The sequence below is a fragment of the Sphingomonas sp. FG14 genome (genome assembly GCF_057809675.1).
In genome coordinates, this window is record NZ_JBMDKK010000013.1 from 14766 (window position 1) to 33547 (window position 18782).

At 64.6% G+C, this 18782-nt stretch carries 24 protein-coding genes; 12 read left to right on the plus strand and 12 right to left on the minus strand.

Annotated features, from left to right (window positions below; all coding sequences use genetic code 11):
• The first annotated feature begins 5 nt into the window (after positions 1-5).
• A complete protein-coding gene (locus ACODTA_RS23155) occupies positions 6-770 on the plus strand; it encodes an SDR family oxidoreductase (protein WP_489069073.1) in 765 nt (254 codons plus the stop codon).
• Here the strand turns inward: ACODTA_RS23155 and ACODTA_RS23160 are convergent.
• Positions 746-1621: a hypothetical protein gene (locus ACODTA_RS23160; RefSeq protein ID WP_489069075.1), complete on the minus strand. Its 876-nt coding sequence runs from the start codon at positions 1619-1621 to the stop codon at positions 746-748. The two genes, ACODTA_RS23155 and ACODTA_RS23160, sit on opposite strands and share 25 nt — an antisense overlap.
• A gap of 259 nt (positions 1622-1880) precedes the next feature.
• Here ACODTA_RS23160 and ACODTA_RS23165 point away from each other — a divergent pair, with 259 nt between their 5' ends.
• From ACODTA_RS23165 to ACODTA_RS23180, 4 genes are all read left to right on the plus strand, one after another.
• Complete coding sequence (locus ACODTA_RS23165) at positions 1881-2537, plus strand: energy transducer TonB (RefSeq protein WP_489069077.1); 657 nt, start codon at positions 1881-1883, stop codon at positions 2535-2537.
• Between the two features lie 65 nt (positions 2538-2602).
• Complete coding sequence (locus ACODTA_RS23170; protein ID WP_489069079.1) at positions 2603-3415, plus strand: MotA/TolQ/ExbB proton channel family protein; 813 nt, start codon at positions 2603-2605, stop codon at positions 3413-3415.
• A 96-nt stretch (positions 3416-3511) separates the two neighbouring features.
• Entirely contained in the window at positions 3512-4003 is a 492-nt protein-coding gene (locus ACODTA_RS23175) for an ExbD/TolR family protein (protein ID WP_489069081.1), read from the plus strand.
• A gap of 18 nt (positions 4004-4021) precedes the next feature.
• Positions 4022-4453 carry an ExbD/TolR family protein gene (locus tag ACODTA_RS23180; RefSeq protein ID WP_489069083.1) on the plus strand — a complete coding sequence of 144 codons (432 nt, stop codon included), beginning with the start codon at positions 4022-4024 and terminating at the stop codon, positions 4451-4453.
• Positions 4454-4829: 376 nt separating this feature from the next.
• Here ACODTA_RS23180 and ACODTA_RS23185 read toward each other — a convergent pair whose 3' ends face one another.
• From ACODTA_RS23185 to rsmI, 4 genes are read right to left on the minus strand one after another with little or no spacing between them, the layout of a single operon-like run.
• Positions 4830-5429 (minus strand): DedA family protein, encoded by a 600-nt coding sequence (locus ACODTA_RS23185; RefSeq protein WP_222989743.1) that lies wholly within the window; start codon positions 5427-5429, stop codon positions 4830-4832.
• The gene (gene gshB / locus ACODTA_RS23190; protein ID WP_489069085.1) at positions 5429-6385 is read right to left on the minus strand and encodes a glutathione synthase; all 957 of its coding nucleotides are present in this window, start codon (positions 6383-6385) and stop codon (positions 5429-5431) included. The genes ACODTA_RS23185 and gshB overlap by 1 nt, the downstream gene beginning before the upstream one ends.
• A gap of 52 nt (positions 6386-6437) precedes the next feature.
• A complete protein-coding gene (locus tag ACODTA_RS23195; RefSeq protein WP_489069087.1) occupies positions 6438-6788 on the minus strand; it encodes a YraN family protein in 351 nt (116 codons plus the stop codon).
• Positions 6785-7624 (minus strand): 16S rRNA (cytidine(1402)-2'-O)-methyltransferase, encoded by an 840-nt coding sequence (rsmI, locus tag ACODTA_RS23200; protein WP_489069089.1) that lies wholly within the window; start codon positions 7622-7624, stop codon positions 6785-6787. Before rsmI ends, ACODTA_RS23195 begins: the two co-directional genes overlap by 4 nt.
• An 11-nt stretch (positions 7625-7635) precedes the next feature.
• On the opposite strand from rsmI, the gene ACODTA_RS23205 reads away from it, so the two are divergent.
• Positions 7636-8832 carry a penicillin-binding protein activator gene (locus ACODTA_RS23205; RefSeq protein WP_489069091.1) on the plus strand — a complete coding sequence of 399 codons (1197 nt, stop codon included), beginning with the start codon at positions 7636-7638 and terminating at the stop codon, positions 8830-8832.
• A gap of 5 nt (positions 8833-8837) precedes the next feature.
• On the opposite strand, the gene hemW is transcribed toward ACODTA_RS23205, so the two are convergent.
• Genes hemW through rph form a run of 3 tightly spaced genes read right to left on the minus strand, consistent with a single transcriptional unit; the run spans position 8838 to position 11343 of the window.
• Positions 8838-10007 carry a radical SAM family heme chaperone HemW gene (hemW, locus tag ACODTA_RS23210; RefSeq protein WP_489069276.1) on the minus strand — a complete coding sequence of 390 codons (1170 nt, stop codon included), beginning with the start codon at positions 10005-10007 and terminating at the stop codon, positions 8838-8840.
• A complete protein-coding gene (gene rdgB / locus ACODTA_RS23215; protein ID WP_489069092.1) occupies positions 10004-10624 on the minus strand; it encodes an RdgB/HAM1 family non-canonical purine NTP pyrophosphatase in 621 nt (206 codons plus the stop codon). The genes hemW and rdgB overlap by 4 nt, the downstream gene beginning before the upstream one ends.
• Positions 10621-11343, minus strand: a complete 723-nt coding sequence (rph, locus tag ACODTA_RS23220; RefSeq protein ID WP_489069094.1) for a ribonuclease PH — start codon at positions 11341-11343, stop codon at positions 10621-10623. The genes rdgB and rph overlap by 4 nt, the downstream gene beginning before the upstream one ends.
• A 122-nt stretch (positions 11344-11465) precedes the next feature.
• Between rph and ACODTA_RS23225 the strand changes: the two genes are divergently transcribed.
• The 3 genes from ACODTA_RS23225 to grpE are packed head-to-tail and all read left to right on the plus strand — an operon-like array spanning position 11466 to position 13315.
• The gene (locus ACODTA_RS23225) at positions 11466-11660 is read left to right on the plus strand and encodes a hypothetical protein (RefSeq protein ID WP_489069096.1); all 195 of its coding nucleotides are present in this window, start codon (positions 11466-11468) and stop codon (positions 11658-11660) included.
• Between the two features lie 54 nt (positions 11661-11714).
• Positions 11715-12758 carry a heat-inducible transcriptional repressor HrcA gene (hrcA, locus tag ACODTA_RS23230; protein WP_222989750.1) on the plus strand — a complete coding sequence of 348 codons (1044 nt, stop codon included), beginning with the start codon at positions 11715-11717 and terminating at the stop codon, positions 12756-12758.
• Entirely contained in the window at positions 12755-13315 is a 561-nt protein-coding gene (gene grpE / locus ACODTA_RS23235) for a nucleotide exchange factor GrpE (RefSeq protein WP_489069098.1), read from the plus strand. The genes hrcA and grpE overlap by 4 nt, the downstream gene beginning before the upstream one ends.
• Positions 13316-13330: 15 nt before the next feature.
• Here grpE and ACODTA_RS23240 read toward each other — a convergent pair whose 3' ends face one another.
• Together ACODTA_RS23240 and ACODTA_RS23245 are read right to left on the minus strand one after the other, a co-directional pair.
• On the minus strand, positions 13331-13756 hold the full coding sequence (locus tag ACODTA_RS23240) for a hypothetical protein (RefSeq protein WP_489069100.1): 426 nt from the start codon (positions 13754-13756) through the stop codon (positions 13331-13333).
• Positions 13757-13813: 57 nt separating this feature from the next.
• Complete coding sequence (locus ACODTA_RS23245) at positions 13814-14257, minus strand: PH domain-containing protein (RefSeq protein ID WP_489069102.1); 444 nt, start codon at positions 14255-14257, stop codon at positions 13814-13816.
• 44 nt (positions 14258-14301) lie between these two features.
• Here ACODTA_RS23245 and ACODTA_RS23250 point away from each other — a divergent pair, with 44 nt between their 5' ends.
• On the plus strand, positions 14302-14586 hold the full coding sequence (locus tag ACODTA_RS23250) for an HNH endonuclease (protein WP_489069104.1): 285 nt from the start codon (positions 14302-14304) through the stop codon (positions 14584-14586).
• 23 nt (positions 14587-14609) lie between these two features.
• Here ACODTA_RS23250 and ACODTA_RS23255 read toward each other — a convergent pair whose 3' ends face one another.
• The gene (locus tag ACODTA_RS23255; protein WP_489069106.1) at positions 14610-15071 is read right to left on the minus strand and encodes a vgr related protein; all 462 of its coding nucleotides are present in this window, start codon (positions 15069-15071) and stop codon (positions 14610-14612) included.
• Entirely contained in the window at positions 15068-15520 is a 453-nt protein-coding gene (locus tag ACODTA_RS23260; RefSeq protein WP_489069108.1) for a copper chaperone PCu(A)C, read from the minus strand. The genes ACODTA_RS23255 and ACODTA_RS23260 overlap by 4 nt, the downstream gene beginning before the upstream one ends.
• Positions 15521-15673: 153 nt before the next feature.
• On the opposite strand from ACODTA_RS23260, the gene dnaK reads away from it, so the two are divergent.
• Together dnaK and dnaJ are read left to right on the plus strand one after the other, a co-directional pair.
• Positions 15674-17578 (plus strand): molecular chaperone DnaK, encoded by a 1905-nt coding sequence (gene dnaK, locus ACODTA_RS23265; RefSeq protein ID WP_489069110.1) that lies wholly within the window; start codon positions 15674-15676, stop codon positions 17576-17578.
• 69 nt (positions 17579-17647) lie between these two features.
• The gene (dnaJ, locus tag ACODTA_RS23270; RefSeq protein WP_489069112.1) at positions 17648-18772 is read left to right on the plus strand and encodes a molecular chaperone DnaJ; all 1125 of its coding nucleotides are present in this window, start codon (positions 17648-17650) and stop codon (positions 18770-18772) included.
• The last annotated feature ends 10 nt before the right edge of the window (positions 18773-18782 follow it).

Consider the following 18782-nt stretch of genomic DNA (forward strand, 5'->3'; position numbering starts at 1 on the left):
GCGCGGTGAAACTCGCACTCGTCACCGGCGGTTGCCACAGGCTGGGTGCCGCGATCTCGGGCCGTCTCGCCGAGTCGGGCTGGGCATTGGCGCTCCATTCGCGCGAGCATCCGGAGCCCGATCCCGCCTTGCGTGCCCGGTTGACCCAATGGGGTGCGATCTGGGACGGCTTCGCCGCCGATCTTTCGGATACCGGACAGGTGGCCGGGCTGGTGGATCGCGTGACCGCTCATTTCGGCCAGCCGCCGACATTGCTGGTCAACAATGCCTCTATGTTCGGGCTCGACGGGCCGGAGGACATGACGGCGGATACGCTGCTCGCGCATTTCACGATCAACAGTGCCGCGCCAGTGCTGCTGGCGCGCGATGTGGCGGCGCGCGCGCAACCGGGCGCGCCGGCGGCGATCGTCAACATCCTGGATCAGCGCATCGTCCATCCGGCGGGCGACCAGGCGAGCTATACGCTCTCCAAGCTGGCGCTGGCTGGCGCCACCGACATGCTCGCGCGTGCGCTGGCACCGCAAGCGCGCGTCTGTGCGGTCGCGCCGGGGCTGACGCTGCCGACGGAGGATTATCTGCCCGCGCAGATGGTCCGGCTGGAGCAGGAAATGCCCTTGGGCATGCTCCCCGATCCTGAGGATGTGGCGGAGGCCGTCGTCTATCTGGCCGGGGCCAACGCGGTCACCGGTCAGACGATCTTCGTCGATGGCGGCGCGCATCTGCGCAGCTTCGGCCGCGATTTCCTCTATCTGGGGCGTGAAGAGGCCTGAATCGCCGGGTGTTTGCGCTCGCAGGCGCCCAACCCGTCACGCACGACGCGATAATCCTCGCGCGCGCGGGCGGCATTGGCAGGATCGCCGGGATCGATCGCGCGTTCGGGCAGTTGCGGCGGCAGTGAGCAGGCGAGCCTGTACCAGAGCAGCGTGCCCGGCTTGGGCGGGCCGGCGGCTTCATCGACGATCTCGCCGAGCGCGACCGACCAGCGCGCGATCTCGCCAGGGCGCCGTAGGATCGAGAAGGAAACGGGATTTCCAGTCTCGGTCTGAATGAAGATCTGTGTCTCGCCCTCGCCCTGGACGGTGCCAGGCACGTGGAAGGCGCTGCGGATGCCGGTGATCCTGGGCGGCGCGCCGGCCGCGGTCAACTCACCCAGGATGGCGCGGAGCTGGGTGTCCACCGGTTGACTCCACGGGATCTGGGCGTGTGGGGCGAGCAATTGCAGCGCCCCGGGCTTGCCCGGAACCTGACGGGCAAGCAGCAATACGCGCATCTTCTTCAGCTTGGGTGGCTTCCCGCGCGCGTCTATCGGCACGTCGGCGACATAGGTGACCAGTGCCGGGCTGCCCGCCGGGCCGCGAATCAGTGAGCGGACGGTCGCTTCCACATAGAAGCGCGCCATGCCGGCAGGCGCGCCCTCCTCGATGCGAATCGCCGACTTGATCTGTGCGTCGATGACAACGGGCGCATTGACCGAAAGATCGGCCAAATCGGCATAGGTGTATGCCGTGGCGGCATAACCCGATGCCGCGGCGGTAGGCGCGGCCGGGGTCTGCGCGAGGAGATCCGCGGGGGCGAGGGCGAGTGCCGCGAACAGCGGAAACGCCAGTCTTTCAAACGTCATAAACTCTCCGTAACGTGGCAGCGGGCTTATGGCAAAAATCGGATTAACGGGGCATGCAACTCTCCTGAGATGCCGAGCGTTGCGGGCGAAACAAAGCAATTGCGTCAAAATGCACGGAGCGATAGAGACTCGCGTTCTGCCTTAGGACATAAAATCGTGGCGGGACCGGATCGTGGATGTTCTCCTGGCGCCTTGCCTTGGTGCGTCCATCGTCCGAAGCCTCCGCGATCCGAGGAATATGAGGGAGTGTCGTTTCTGAATGGCTTACGCTGATCAATCGATGAGTTCGAGCCGCATGGTGGCGATTGTTATCGTCGTCCTATTGCATGCGGTACTCGGCTACGCCTTCGTCACCGGATTGGCCTTCAATGTGGTCAAGAAGGCGGCCGAGGATCTGAACGTCTTCGATGTCGAAGACGAACCCCCGCCACCCGAGGAAGAGCCGCCGCCGCCGCCGCCCGAAAAGCAGATCGAGCCGCCGCCCGTCGTGACTCCGCCGCCGATCGTCCAGACGAACGTCGCGCCGCCGCCGCCGATCCAGATGACTCCGGTCATCCGTCCGCCGGTTCCGCCGACGCCGGTCGCTCCGCCGCCGCCGCCGCCGCCAGCTCCGACTGTCAGCAAGGCCGCCGGCGCCAAGGGTGATCCGGCCAAATGGATCACCAACGACGACTATCCGCCTTCGGCCATCCGCGCCGGCGCGCAGGGTACCACCGGAATCTCTTGGGATATCAATGCCGAAGGCCGCGTCGAGAATTGCGTGGTGACCGCTTCGAGCGGCAACTCCGATCTCGATCGCGCCGCCTGTGCCGCGCTGACGCGCCGCGCCCGCTACACGCCAGCCGTCGATTCGAATGGAGCACCGACCCGTTCCAAGTCGTCGCGCCGTGTGCGGTGGGTGCTGCCGGAAGATTGAGTTCTCGAAATAACGTAAACCAGAACATCCTGAACATTTTCAGATTTTGAAGAGGAATAACCCGAATGTTGATCCAGTTTGCTGCTGCGGCCGGAGCCGCCAACGCCGCCGCCGCACATGGCGGGGAGAACCCCTATGGTCTGTGGGCCGCGCTCGAGCAGGGCGGTGCCATCGCCTGGGCCGTGTTCCTGATCCTGGTCGCGATGTCGATCTTCTCGTTCTACATCATGTTCACCAAGCTGTTCGATCAGCAGAAGATCATCAACCAGTCGAAGCGCGTCCGCGCCAGCTTCTGGGGCAACCCCAGCCTGCGTGAAGGCGCCGCGAAGCTCGAGAAGAACTCGGCCTACAAGCAGATCGTCGACGACGGCCTGACCGCGCAGGATCAGCACAGCAAGCTGACCGATCCCGTCGAGGCCCATGACTGGCTGCACGGTTCGCTCAGCCGCAGCCAGGCTGCGATCAATTCGAAGCTCAACGGCGGCCTGGCCTTCCTCGCCACCGTCGGCGCGACGGCTCCCTTCATCGGCCTGTTCGGTACCGTGGTCGGCATCTACCGCGCGCTCGTGAAGATCGGTGCGTCGGGTCAGGCGTCGATCGACGTCGTCGCCGGTCCGGTCGGTGAAGCGCTCATCATGACCGCGCTCGGCCTGGTCGTCGCCGTTCCTGCGGTGCTCGCGTACAACTGGCTGCAGCGCCGCAACAAGTCGATCGCCGAAGACCTGTCGGCCTTCGCGAACGACGTGCTCGGCTACATGGCTTCGAACGGCGCTGTGAAGCCGACCGTCGCCGCTCGTGGCGCCGCCAAGGTTGCTCCTCCGGCTGCGGCTCCGAAGCCCGGCGTCGGCACGACCACGGCTGGTGCGCCCAAGGCCTGAACGGACAGCGGCGATGCTCTCTCGGGAGTATCGCCGCCGCCATTTGGGGGCGGCCGCAAGGGCTCCCCGAATTCAGCAGGATAGGATCCTAATACAATGGCAATGAGCGTAGGCGACGCGGGTGGCGACGAAACCCCGATGTCCGACATCAACACGACGCCTCTCGTGGACGTCATGCTGGTGCTCCTCATCATCTTCCTGATCGCCGTTCCCGTCGTGATTCAGACGATCGACGTGAAGCTTCCCGAAGTTCGCCACGATCCGACGACCACCAAGCCCGAAAACGTTTCGCTTTCGGTCAGGGCAAGCTCGAACGGCGAGTGCGAGGTTTATTGGAACCTCACGCGCGTCAATTCGCAGGAACTGCTCGATCGTGCGGTTACCAAGCTCAAGGCGGAAATCGACAAGAAGGGCGGCCTGCAGAACTTCACTGCGGAAGACATGCCCGAAGCGCATATTCGCGGCGACGTGAACACACCTTATCGCTGCATCGGCGGTACGATCTTCACGATGCAGATGGCCGGTTTCGCGCGTGTCGGTTTCATCTCGGAGCCGCCTGCGGGCAGCTTCGTGGCCCAGCGCCTCTGAGATCAGGAGTAGTTTGACATGGCAATGAGCGGTGGCCGCGACGACGGCGAGCCGATGATGGAAATGAACACGACGCCGTTGATCGACGTCATGCTCGTGCTCCTCATCATGTTCATCATCACCATCCCGATCCAGACCCATGCGGTTAAGATCGACCTTCCGATCGACGATCCGAATGCGCGGCAGAACCCGCCGCCGATCGATCCCGAGAAGAACAAGATCACCATCGACCCCGCTGGCGTGGTCTATTGGAACGGCGCCCCGATCGATCGGGTCACGCTGCGCCAGTATCTCGACCGCACCAAGGTGATGGAGCCCGAGCCCGAGCTGCACTTCGCGCCCGACGCGCAGGCCCGTTACGACACGGTCGATCAGGTGCTTGCGATCATCAAGAAGTCCGAAGTCACCAAAATGGGCTTCGTCGGCAACGAGCAGTATCGCAACTTCTGATCGTAGAGATCGGGAACAGGAATCAGGGGTGGTCCGAAAGGGCCGCCCCTTTTCCTTTGGCCAGGGCACCGGCTACGGGTGGGCTCAATTCGGAGAGCCCAAAACTGCCGTGAAGCGATCGCCCCCCTTGAAGGTCTCCGTCACGGCCGGTGTCATCGCGCGAAGCTGCGGCATATCGACGTGGCGTCCAGGGAAATAGGGCCGCCGTGTTATCAGAAGATCGTCGACCCCACCGAGCGCTGGGCTGCTATGATGTCGATGATGTTTCGCGATTCCTGGTTGGCGGAGCGGTGAGACGGAAGCGTGTTGCTATTCTGCCGTGATTTGTAGTCGATGGTTCGATCGAACTATGAATCGCGCCGGCGCCAGCGTCACATCAGCGCTTGGGGCGCCAAAAGATCACCCGCCACACATAGGCGGCGATGATCAACACGATGACCGCGCTCGAAACCGGACCGACGAAATCATCGACCTTGTCGACATTGCGCCCGAGCATCCAGCCGGAGACGGCGAGCAGGCTGGTCCATCCCGCCGTGCCGATCGTCGACCAGATCACGAAGGTGGAGAGCCGCATGTGCAGCAGGCCAGCGGGAATCGAGATCAGCGACCGCAGCGTGGGCAGCATGCGCGCGAAGAAAACGAAGGCGGATCCATAGCGGCCGAACAGCTTTTCAGCACGTTCCACTTCATGCCAGTCGATGGTGAGCCAGCGGCCGAACCGCTCGATGAAGGGGCGGAAGCGTTCGACGCCGATCACGCGCGCGGCGAGATACCAGAAATAATTGCCGAGCATCGCGCCGGCCGTGCCGCTGGCGATGACGAGACCAAGCGACATATCTCCCTTGGCCGCGTGCACTCCGGCGATCGGCATGATCACTTCCGACGGGATCGGCGGAAACATCGTCTCCAAGAACATCAGGAACGCGACGCCGAGATAGCCCGACTGGTCGATGAGATTGACGATCCACTCGGACATCAGCGCTTCGCCGCAACCTTCCGCTCGATCGCATCCCAGATCATCGCCCTGGTATCGGTGCCGTTGAAACGGTCGATCGCGACGATACCGGTCGGGCTCGTCACATTGATCTCGGTCAGCCATTCGCCGCCGATCACGTCGATGCCGACGAACAGGAGGCCGCGCCGCTTGAGTTCGGGCCCAAGCACCGCGCAGATCTCCGCCTCGCGTTCCGTGAGTTCGGTCTTCGCCGCCGATCCGCCGACGGCCAGGTTGGAGCGGATCTCGCCTTCGCCGGGGATGCGATTGACCGCGCCGGCAACTTCGCCGTCGACAAGCACGATCCGCTTGTCGCCCTGGCTGACTGCCGGAATGAATGCCTGGATCATGTGCGGTTCGCGATACGCGGTGTTGAACACCTCGATCAGCGAGGCGAGATTGGCGCCGTCGCTGCCGACCTTGAAGATTGCCTTGCCGCCATTGCCGTGCAGCGGCTTGACGACGATCTCTCCATGTTCGGCCAGGAAGGCACGCGCTTCGTCGAGCGAACGCGTCACCAGTGTCGGCGGCATGAACTGGGCGTAATCGAGCACAAAGATCTTTTCGGGCGCGTTGCGCACCGATTCCGGATCGTTGACGATAAGCGTGCGATCGCTGATCCGTTCGAGCAGGTGAGTCGCGGTGATGTAGCCGAGGTCGAAGGGTGGATCCTGGCGCATCAGCACCACGTCGATCTGTTCGCCCAGATCGATATTCTCGGCGGCGCCGAACGCGAAATGATCGCCGGCGACACGCTGGACCATCACGGGATGCGCGCGCGCCCAGACCTTTCCGGCTGAATAGCTGAGGTCGGACGCGTCATAATGCCATAGGCGATGGCCGCGCGATTGCGCCGACAGCATGAGAGCGAAGGTCGAATCCCCCGCGATGTTGATGGTCTCCATCGGGTCCATCTGGACGGCGACATTCAGGGACATGCTTGTGCTCCGCCTGCGGGTTGCGCGGCTTTAGGCGAGAGTGGCGAAGCTGTCACCCATGCCACGCGTTGACGATATGTCGTGGGCAACGCCATGGCGCGAGCAGGATCACGTCGATGCGGATATCCTCTCCGCCTGAAGCATAGCGTGCCGCCACGGCATTCGCGGCCGCGGCGACGCGTGACAGCCTGTGCCGGTCGATAGCCAGATCGAGCGCGGCGCTCGTGGTGCGCGCCTTCACCTCGACAAAGGCGACGACGCGTCCACGCCTTACGATCAGGTCGACTTCACCCACCCGTGTCCGTACCCGCCGGTCCAATATGCGCCAGCCATGGAAGCGAAGCCACCAGGCGGCCAGCGATTCGGCCGCTCGACCGCGCCGTTCGGCGGCGCGTCGCGTCATCCCGCGTTCTTCATCGCCATGGCGCGCGCGTAAAGCGTCTTGCGGTCGAGGCCAAACGCCTTGGCGACTTCGCCCGCGGCCTTCGCCGGGGGCAGGCGGGTCAATGCCTCGGCCAGCGCGGCGTCCGCATCCCCGGCCGCCGGCGGCGGCGCTTCGCCGGGCGGCGCGACGACGACGACGATCTCACCCTTGGGCGGATGTTCGGCATAGCGTTCGGCCAGCGCCGAAAGCGTATCGGTCACGCATTCCTCGAAGCGTTTGCTGATCTCGCGCGCGACTCCCGCTTCGCGATCACCCAGTCCTTCGGCCAGTGCGGCGAGCGTGGCGGCCAGGCGCGGCCCCGATTCGTAGAAGATCAGGGTGGCGCGCACGCCCGCCACCTCCGCAATGGTGTCGGCGCGCGCTTTCGCCTTGTTGGGCAGGAAGCCCAGGAACAGGAAGCGGTCCGTGGGGAGTCCGGCCAGCGTGAGCGCGGCGATCGCCGCCGAGGGGCCGGGAATCGTCGTCACCGCTATGCCTGCGGCCCGCGCCTCGCGGACCAGCTTATAGCCGGGATCGGAGATGAGCGGCGTGCCCGCATCGCTGACGAGTGCGATCGATTCGCGCGCCATGCGCGCGATCAGTCCCTCGCGCACATGCGGCGTGCTGTGATCGTGATAGGGGATCATCGGCCGCCTGACGCCGAGATGGTTGAGCAGTTTGGCGGTTACACGGCTGTCTTCGCACGCGATCGCGTCGGCGGACGACAGGATCGCTCCCGCGCGCGGCGATAGATCGGACAGATTGCCGATCGGGGTGGCAACGATGTAGAGACCGGGATCAAGTTTTGCGTTCATCGGAGGATGTCATGGCAGAGGCAGGGGTTGCGCCGCAACCGGCAGGTAGGATGCGGTTGCGCCTGGGGGTGCTTGTGGCGGCTTTGCTCGTCGCCGGCTGCCAGACGATCGTACCGCGCGGCGACAAGCCGCCGACACAGGGGCCGGATCGTCCGCCGCAGGTCGACACGCCGATCACGCCGGGCCTCCCGGACGATCAGGAGCGGCATCGTATCGCGCTGCTGGTACCGATGACCGGCGCCAATGCGGCTGTGGGCCAGTCGATCGCCAACGCGGCCAATCTCGCCGTGCTCGATACGGGCGGCCAGCGCATCCGCATCACCACCTACGACACGGCGCTGGGTGCCGCCGCGGCCGCGCAAAAGGCGATCGCGGAGGGCAATCGGGTCATTCTTGGGCCGCTGCTGAGCGAGGATGTCGCGGCGGTCGCGCCGATCTCCCGGCGGGCGAACGTGCCATTGCTCAGCTTCTCCAACGATTCGACGGTTGCCGGTAACGGCGTCTATCTGCTCGGCTACAGTCCCGCGCAGGCGATCGAGCGCGTCGTCGGCCATGCGCGTTCGCGCGGCGTGACCAGCTTTGCCGGCTTGATGCCCAACGGTGTTTATGGCCAGCGCGCCTCCACCGCCTTCATCCGCGCGGTCGAAGGGGCGGGCGGGCGCGTGGTCGGCATGCAGAATTACGACCGGTCGCAGCGTTCGATCGCGGCGGCGGTCACCCGGCTTGGCCAGACCAGCTCCTATGATGCGCTGTTGATCGCCGACAGCGGCGGCGTGGCGCTTCAGGCCGCACCGCTCGTCCGCAAGGGCAGCGGCCCTTCGGCCCGCTTCCTGGGTACGGAATTGTGGAACACCGAACCGTCGCTTGCCACCAGCCCGGCGCTGCGTGGCGCCTGGTTCGCCAGCGTTTCCAACGGTCTCTACAACCAGCTCGCCGCCAAATACCGTGCCCGTTACGGGAAGGCGCCCTATCGGCTGTCCAGCCTGGGTTATGATGCGGTGCTGCTGGTGACTCGCGTCGCGCGCGACTGGAAGCCGGGCACCGCCTTCCCGGCGCGCGCGCTCGCCGATCAGGGCGGTTTCTCCGGCATCGATGGCGCATTCCGCTTCGGCCGCGACGGCATCGCCGAACGCTCGCTGGAGGTGCAGCAGATCGACGCGGGCAAGTTCACCACGGTAAGCGCCGCACCTGCACGCTTCGCCGAGTAGGACGGTCAGACCGCGACGATTTCAGCGAGCACGCGGTCGAGCAGGGGCATTCCGGCGTCGGTGACGATCAGCCGGCTGCCCTCGATCGAGAGCAGTCCTTGCCGAGACAGGGACGCGACCGCCTTGCCATCGAGCAGTGCTTCCTGTGCGATGCCGCTCCGTTTGGCGATGCGCGCGAGATCGATGCCCTCGCCGAGCCGCAATCCCATCAGCAGGGCTTCCGAAGCTTGCTCGTCCGCGGCGAGCGCGGTCTCGCTTTCGGTGCCGTGGCCATTGCGCTCGACCGCCGACATCCAGTTTTCCGGTTTCTTGCGGCGAATGGTGGCCATCCCCCTGCGACGGCCATGCGCGCCGGGGCCGACGCCAACATAATCGCCATAACGCCAATAGGTCAGGTTGTGGCGGCTTTCCGCGCCGGGGCGGGCATGATTTGAGATCTCATAGGCCGGCAACCCGGCCGTTGCCGTCATTGCGCGGGTCTGCTCGAACAGGTCCGCGCCGAGATCGGGATCGACGGGATCGAGCCGGCCTTGCGCTGCCAGCGTCGCGAAGCGGGTGCCGGGTTCGATGGTGAGCTGGTAGAGCGAAAGGTGTTCGGTGCCGAAGCCGAGCGCGCGGGCGAGTTCCGCATCCCAGTCCTCGGGCGACTGGCCCGGCCGGGCATAGATCAGATCGAAACTGACCCGCGCAAAGGCTGCCTGAGCGGTGTCGAGCGCGCCCAGCCCCTCGGCGACGCCGTGCGCGCGACCGAGAAAGACAAGCGCCTCGTCGTCGAGCGCCTGGAGACCCAGCGAGACGCGATTGACGCCGGCGCGCGCGAGATCGCCGAAGCGCGCGGCTTCGACCGAGGAAGGATTCGCCTCCAGCGTGATCTCGACATCATTGGCGATCGCCCAGTGGCCTGCTGCTGCATCGATCAGCGCGGCGACCGTGTCGGGAGGCATCAGCGATGGCGTGCCGCCACCGAAGAAGATCGAGCCAAGTTCGCGGCCCGGCGTCTGCGCGGCTTCATGCGCGAGGTCGGCGAGCAGCGCGCCGCGCCATGCCGCTTGGTCCACCGTATCGCGAACATGGCTGTTGAAATCGCAATAGGGGCATTTGGAGACGCAGAAGGGCCAGTGGACATAAAGGGCAAGCGGCCCGTTCCGCTCCGCGCGAGATCGGGTTTCGGTCAGAACACCGCCGCCACAAGCTTGGCGAAGGCGTCGGCACGATGGCTCATCGCATGCTTCGCTTCGGGCTCCATCTCGCCAAAGGTCTGGTCATGGCCGATCGGCTGGAACACCGGATCATAGCCGAAGCCCTGTGTGCCGCGCGGCGGCCAGACCATCACGCCATCGACGCGCCCTTCGAAGCTTTCGATATGGCCGTCTGGCCAGGCGAGCGCGAGCGCGCAGACGAAGTGCGCATCGCGACCGGCATCCTCGCCCGCCTGTTCCAGCTTTTGCTCGACCAGCCGCATCGCATCGCCGAAATCGCGCTTGGAGCCTGCCCAGCGGGCGGAGAAGATGCCGGGTTCGCCACCCAGCGCCTCGACGCACAGGCCGCTATCGTCGGCGAGTGCGGGAAGACCCGAGAGATCGGCCGCCTGGCGTGCCTTCAATTCCGCATTGGCGATGAAGGTCGTGCCGGTTTCCTCGGGTTCAGGCAGATCGAGCGCCGCAGCCGAGACCGGTTCCACGCCATGCCCCGCAAGCAAGGCCGCGATCTCGCGGACCTTGCCTTCGTTGTGGCTGGCCACGACAAGCTTGCCGGGGCCGAGCTTGCGGATGGCCTGCGGCGCGATCGTCACGCCGCGCGTCCGGTTGCCGCCGCCTGCGCGGCGAAGATTTCGCGGCAGCCGATCCGGGCCAGACGCAGCAGGCGCAGCAGCGCTTCCTCGTCATAGGTCTCGCCTTCGGCGGTCGCCTGCGCCTCTGCGATATTCCCGTCCTCGGTCAGTACGAAATTGGCGTCGGCGCCGGCGTTCGAATCCTCGACATAATCGAGATCGAGCACAGGCACGCCCTGATGGATGCCGCACGAGATCGCGGCGACCTTCTGGCGGATCGGATCGGTTTCGATGAGCTTGCGTTCGATCAGCGAATCGACGGCGAGCCGCAGCGCGACCCATGCGCCAGAAATCGAGGCGGTGCGTGTGCCGCCATCGGCCTGGATCACGTCGCAATCGAGCGTGATCTGGCGCTCACCCAGTGCCTTCAGATCGACCACCGCGCGCAGCGAACGGCCGATGAGCCGCTGGATTTCCTGGGTGCGGCCCGATTGCTTGCCCTTGGCCGCCTCGCGATTTCCGCGCGTGTGGGTGGCGCGCGGCAGCATGCCGTATTCGGCCGTCACCCAGCCTTCGCCCTTGCCGCGCAGCCAAGGCGGCAGGCGCTCCTCGACGGACGCGGTCACCAGCACCTTGGTATCGCCGAATCCGATCAGGCACGATCCCTCCGCATGGCGGGTAAAGCGGGGCTCGATGGTGATGGGACGCATCTGATCGGGTGCGCGGCCGGAAGGGCGCATGCTGGTCTCCTGGACTATGACGGTTCGGCGCGGGCTTTAGACCGGCTGGACCCTGCAATCCAGTCATTCCGCTTTTCATGACGCGACAAGCGGATAGACTGGACATGTGGGGAGGGGAAGCGATGGCGATATTCAAGTTCGCGATCACCGCGCTCGCGACATTGGCGGTGGCGCTCGGACTGCTCTGGATGGGGCAGGGGTTGGGCCTGGTGCACTGGCCGGCGGACAGCTTCATGATCGGCATGCGGGAATGGACGGTGCGGGGCGCGATGATGGCTGCCGCCGGGCTGCTGCTGATCGTGCTGGCGCGGAAATAGGCTGGTCGGTCGACGCGGATTGAGCATCGGGCCGGCCGCGCCTACATCGGGGACATGACGACACCGCCCGTCTCCGAATTGACCGACCGCGCGCGCGATATTTTTCGCGTCGTTGTCGAGAGCTATCTGGAGAGCGGCGCTCCCGTTGGCTCGCGGACCATTTCGAAATTGTCCGCGCTCAGCCTGTCGCCGGCCTCGATCCGCAATGTCATGCAGGATCTGGAGGAACTGGGCCTGCTCGCGGCGCCGCACACCTCGGCGGGCCGCATGCCCACTGAAACCGGGCTGCGTCTGTTCGTCGACGGCATGATGCAGGCGGCTGAGCCTTCAGCCGAGGAGCGCGCCGCGATCGAATCGCGTGTCGAACGCGGTGGCCCGATCGAGGAAGCGCTTGCGGCCGCTACGGCCACCCTGTCCGGCCTATCCGCCTGTGCCGGACTTGTGCTGGTACCCAAGCGCGAGCCGGTTCTCCGGCAGGTGGGATTCGTGTCGCTTTCGGAAACCCAGGCTTTGGCGGTGTTGGTCGGCGCCGATGGTTCGGTCGAGAACCGTGTGGTCGATCTTCCGCCGGGCATGGGCCATGTCGCGCTCGTCGAGGCCGCGAACTATATGAATGCCCGGTTGTCGGGCTTGACCCTCTCCGATGCGCGCATGCGCATCGCGCGCGAGATCGGGCAGGGGCGTGCGGCTCTCGATTCGGCTTCGCAGGAACTGGTTTCGCGTGGTCTGGCGGTCTGGTCCGAGGATCCGGCGCGGCGCCCGGTGCTGATCGTGCGTGGCCAGGCGAATCTGATCGACGCGGCTGCATCGGCCGATCTGGAACGCGTCCGTCAACTGCTCGACGAACTCGAAAGCGCCGAGGAAATCGCCCGGCTGCTCGACAGCGCGCGTGAGGGAACCGCGACGCGGATCTTCATCGGATCCGAAAACAAGCTCTTTTCGTTATCGGGTTCGTCGGTCATAGCCGCTCCTTATCGCGGGCAGGACGGACGCGTGGTCGGTGTGGTCGGTGTGATCGGGCCGACGCGCTTGAACTATGCCCGCGTGGTTCCCATGGTGGATTTCACCGCACAGACATTATCGAGATTGATCGGATGAACGAAGAACAGAAGCTTGACGACACGCTGCGCGCCGAGACCGCGGACTCCGCGCCCGAGGTGAAGGAGCATGACGAGGCATTGAGCCTTGGAGGCGATCTCGTGAGGCTGGAGCGCGATCTGGCGGAAGCCAGGCAGGCAGTGCTCTATGCGCAGGCCGAGACGCAGAATGTCCGCCGCAGGCTGGAAAAGGATGCGCAGGACGCCCGCGCATATGCGGCGACCGGCTTTGCCCGCGACATCCTCTCGGTGGCTGATAATTTGCAACGCGCGCTCGATGCGATCCCGGCGGAACTGCGCGAGGACGACAAGTTCAAGGGCCTGGTGACCGGCCTGGATGCCACGGGCCGCGAACTGACCAGCGTTTTCGAGCGTAACGGCATCACACGCATCACCGCGCTGGGTGAGGTGCTCGATCCCAATCGCCACCAGGCGATGGTCGAGATTCCGAGCGCCGATGCCGCGCCCGGCACGATCGTACAGGAAATGCAGGCGGGCTACATGATCAAGGATCGCCTGCTGCGCCCGGCGCTGGTGGGCGTAGCGAAGGCAGGCTGATTGCCGTTCAAAAGGTCATGCCGTGTTTCGACGCGGCATGACCGCCCAGCCTGACAGCAACAGACCGATCAATGCCGGGAGCGTGACGCCGATAAAGTCACGCGGAATGGCATCCGCCGAACAGATGCCGACGGCGACTTCCCAGAAATGGAACAAGGCATGGCCGGTCAGGAACACGGTCGCGGCGCTCCATAACAGCAGGCGTTGGCGCGCAATCACGGCGCCCAGGGCGAAACCGATGCCGGTCATCGCATAGATCAGTCCGATATCGCGGATGAAATGCTGGTTGAACGGACCAGTCTGGACCACACCGGGCACGTGGCCATACCAGGCAAGCGGATTTGCCAGCATCGCAATGCCATTTGCCAGCATCAGTGCGCCAAGCAGCAGCGCCAGCGCTGTCATCGCCAACGCTGCCGGTTTCATCGAATCGATCGTCATATCTTGTCTCCTTCGCACCCGAGACGATCGGGGACGATGGAATGTGACATCGCGGGATCAGAGATCCTCATGAACCATGTCGACCTCGCGAACGCGGCGCTTCTGCCGGGCGGTGTCGACAAGCAGGCGGAGCGATTCGCGCCGGGCCTGGGCATTTTCGATGTCGGGCATGATGAGCGGCGCGTCTCGCGTCGTCTCGTCGCTCGACAGCACGGTGATCGTCCCGATGCCCGCCCATTGGTTGATCAACGTGAAATCGATCCGGATATCCTTGACCCGATAAAGTTCGATCTCATCGATCGACTTCACGAAGATGCCCTTGCGCAGGATCAGTCGATCCTCGCTCACTTCATAGGTGGTCGCCAGATTCTGGACCCATTTGATCAGGATGATGACGAAACCGACCAGGACGAGGCAGAGCGCCAGCGTGAGCCAGCCGAGCAGGGTGCCGCGCAGCCAGCCCCAGGTGGACGAGCGGAACGAGTCGAGCGGTTGGGGCATCTGGCATCTCCCTGTTCTGGAACGGAGTGTGTATCGTCAGGGCGATGAGCACAAGCGCTCCCGAAACCTGCGCCCTGTGCGAACGCCCGCTGGGGCGGCGGATCGAATGGCATCACTGGGTGCCCAAAAGCCGTGGCGGACGCGAGGTGGCCGCGCTTCATCCGATCTGTCACCGCGCGATCCACGCATCGTTCGGCAATACGGATCTGGCGAAGGCCCATGCGTCGGCCGAGGCGCTTCGCGCGGATGGAGAAATCGCGAAATTCCTCAAATGGATCGCGAACAAACCAGCGGATTTCCATGCGCCGACATTCAGGCGCAAACGTTGATCCACGACGCCGGGGACGGCAGGTCAGCGCCCGTACGGCAGCAGCGCCTCATAGACGTCGAGCGGCGGCTTGTCCGCCAGGATCATGCCCCGGCGCATCAGGAAGGCATGGCGGACGATCTCGGCTTGTTGCTCGATGCCATAGCGATGAAAGGGCTTTCCCGCCTCGATCCGATAGTCATACCGGCAGAAGGCATGACGCATCAGCGGAAGATACCAACGGCCGCCATGCGCGGTCTGCGCGACATGCGTCATTTCATGGATGAACAGGCCTTGTGCGGACAGGTCGGCACAGGCGAAATCGCCGCAGTAGCGGCCGCCACCCGGGTGGAACCATAAATGGCCATCTGGCGCCATGGTGACGCCCTGTGGCTGGAACGGCCACCATTTGCGATTGTTGACGGTGACGCGCGTATAATCGATCGCGTCGCCGAAGACCGATGCGGCGAGCACGCGCTCGCCTTCGGTCAGGGGGCGGCGGGTCAATGCTTATCGTGCGGCGAGGGCGCGCCTGCGGACTGCGCGAGTGCCTCGATATAGACCTGTTCGCCGCTGGCGAAGGTGAAGTCGAGCCGGATCTTGTCGCCCGTCTTGTAGTTGGGGCGCAGTTCGAAAAGCATCACATGCTTGCCGCCGGGCGCGAATTCGACGGTGCCCTTGGCTGGAACCGGCACGGATTTGAGCGGCTGCATCTTCATCACGCCGCCCTCGTTGGACATGTCGTGCATTTCAGACCGGATCGCGACAGGAGAGCTGACGCCGATCAGCGTATCCGCCTGCGGCCCGCCGTGAATCGTGAAATAAGCGGCAGCCGGATTACCATCCACCGCGGCGAGATTGACCCATCCCTTGTCGATATAGAGATACTCATCCTTCGCGCAGCTCGACAAGGCGAGGGCCGAAAACAGCGCGGCGACGACGACGGGCAGGCGCATCGATTTGGCTCCTGAATGGGACATAGCGATCAACTACTCCCCGCTTATGCTTGCGACAAGAAAAAGCCCACCTATATCGCGCGGGTTACTTCGGTTCGGATGCTTTCGAGGTCCGGGCCGTCCACATGATTATGCGGGGTATGAGGGAAGAATATGGCGAAGGTTATCGGGATCGATCTCGGCACAACGAATAGCTGCGTTGCCGTTATGGAAGGTGGCAAGCCGAAGGTCATCGAAAATGCCGAGGGCGCGCGCACCACGCCCTCGATCGTCGCGTTCGCGAAGGATGGCGAGCGCCTGATCGGCCAGCCGGCCAAGCGCCAGGCGGTCACCAATCCGGACAACACCATTTTCGCGGTGAAGCGCCTGATCGGCCGCCGCTTTGACGATCCGGTGACGCGCAAGGACACCGAACTGGTTCCCTATACGATCGTCAAGGGCTCGAATGGCGACGCCTGGGTGAAGGCGGGCGGCGAGGATTATTCGCCGTCGCAGATCTCGGCCTTCACGCTGCAGAAGATGAAGGAAACCGCCGAATCCTATCTGGGTGAGACGGTGACGCAGGCGGTCATCACCGTTCCGGCCTATTTCAACGACGCGCAGCGGCAGGCGACCAAGGATGCCGGCAAGATCGCGGGCCTCGAAGTGCTGCGCATCATCAACGAGCCGACCGCGGCCGCGCTCGCCTATGGGCTTGATAAGCAGGACGGCAAGACCATCGCGGTCTACGACCTTGGCGGCGGTACCTTCGACATCTCGATTCTCGAGATCGGCGATGGCGTGTTCGAGGTGAAGGCCACCAATGGCGACACCTTCCTGGGCGGCGAGGATTTCGACGCCAAGCTGGTTTCCTTCCTCGCGGAGGATTTCAAGAAGGCTGAAGGCATCGACCTCACCAAGGACAAGCTGGCTCTCCAGCGTCTCAAGGAAGCCTCGGAAAAGGCGAAGATCGAGCTGAGCTCGGCGGCAAGCACCGAAGTGAACCTGCCTTTCATCACCGCTGACCAGAATGGTCCCAAGCATTTGGTGAAGGCGATCACGCGCGCCGATCTGGAGCGTCTGGTCGACGATCTGATCAAGCGCACGCTTGAACCCTGCAAGAAGGCGCTCGCCGATGCCGGCGTGAAGGCGGACGAGATCGCTGAGGTGGTGCTCGTCGGCGGCATGACGCGCATGCCCAAGGTTCGCGAAGTCGTGAAGGGCTTTTTCGGCAAGGAACCGCATACGGGCGTCAACCCCGATGAGGTCGTCGCGATGGGCGCCGCGATCCAGGCCGGCGTGCTCCAGGGCGACGTCAAGGACGTGCTGTTGCTCGACGTGACCCCGCTGTCGCTGGGCATCGAGACGCTGGGCGGCGTGTTCACGCGCATGATCGACCGTAACACCACGATCCCGACCAAGAAGTCGCAGGTCTATTCGACCGCAGATGACAATCAGCAGGCCGTGACGATCCGCGTGTTTCAGGGCGAACGTGAGATGGCGGCGGACAACAAGCTGCTCGGCCAGTTCGATCTGGTCGGCATTCCGCCCGCGCCGCGCGGCGTGCCGCAGATCGAGGTCATCTTCGACATCGACGCCAATGGCATCGTCAACGTGACTGCCAAGGACAAGGGCACAGGCAAGGAACAACAGATCAAGATCCAGGCCTCGGGCGGGCTCAGCGATTCAGACATCGACCAGATGGTTCGCGACGCCGAGCAGTTCGCCGAGGACGACAAGAAGCGCCGTGAGGCGGCCGAGGCGAAGAACAACGCCGAAAGCCTGATCCACACGACCGAGCGCCAGCTCGAGGAGCATGGCGACAAGGTCGATGCGGCGCTCAAGTCCGAAATCGAGGCGGCTGTCGCCGAGGCGAAGTCCGCGGTCGAGGGTGGTGACGCTGCCGCGATGACCGAGAAGGCCCAGGCACTTGCCCAGGTCGCGATGAAGCTTGGCCAGGCGATCTACGAGAAGGAGCAGGCTTCGGCCGCGTCTCCGGCTGCCGAAGGCGATGCGCCCAAGGCCGATGACGACGTCGTCGATGCCGAATTCTCGGAAGTGGACGATAACAAGGCATAAGCCGATGAAGGCGAACATCGTGAACACCCTCCCCCGTACGCGGGGGAGGGGCATCGCGCCGGGGGCGGCATGAGCAGTCAGGTCGATTATTATGAGCTGCTCGAAGTCGAGCGGACAGCGGACGACGCCAGGATCAAGTCGTCCTATCGCCGGCTGGCGATGCAATATCATCCGGACAAGAATGGCGGATGCAAGGATGCGGAGGGCAAGTTCAAGGCGATCAGCGAAGCCTATGATTGCCTGAAGGACCCGCAGAAGCGCGCCGCCTATGATCGTTTCGGCCATGCCGCCTTCCAGAATGGCGGCGGCGGCGGTGCCGGCCCGGGCGCCGGCTTCGAAGGTTTCAGCGACATATTCGAAACGATCTTCGGCGCCGGCTTTGGCGGTGGAGGCAACCAGCGCCAGCATGTGCGCCGTGGCGCCGATCTGCGCTACGATCTCGAGATCAGCCTGGAAGAGGCCTATCACGGCAAGCGCACCAGCGTGGCGCTGGACGTGTCGGCGCAGTGCGAACCTTGCAGCGGTTCAGGCGCCAAGCCGGGCACGAGCATCCACACATGCAGTCAGTGTGGCGGGCGCGGTCAGGTGCGGGCACAGCAGGGCTTCTTCGTGGTCGAGCGGACCTGCCCCGCTTGCCATGGCGCGGGGCAGGTGATCGCCGAACCATGCACCTCATGCCGTGGTGAAGGCCGGGTCGATCGCCAGAAGACGCTGGAGGTCAACATCCCGGCGGGCGTTGACGAGGGCACGCGCATCCGCCTGTCGGGCGAGGGTGAAGCCGGCGCGCGCGGCGCGCCTGCGGGCGATCTCTACATCTTCATCCATGTGAAGCGTCACCCGGTGTTCCAGCGCGAGGGCACCACCCTGTTCGCGCGCGCGCCGATCAGCTTCACGACCGCCGCGCTGGGCGGCTCGATCACCGTGCCCGGTCTCGACAAGGTCGATCACGAGATCCGTATTCCCGCCGGCATCCAGTCGGGCAAGCAGTTGCGCCAGCGTGGTGCGGGCATGCCCGTGCTGCAGGGCAGGGGCAATGGCGACATGGTCGTGCAGATCGACGTGGAAACGCCGTCGCGCCTCTCAGCGCGGCAGAAGGAACTGCTTGAGGAGTTCCGCGAGACCGAGACCGGCGAGGAGTGCCCGCAATCGACGGGCTTCTTCTCGAAGCTCAAGACGATGTGGGACGAGCTCTAGTCCGCTCCTG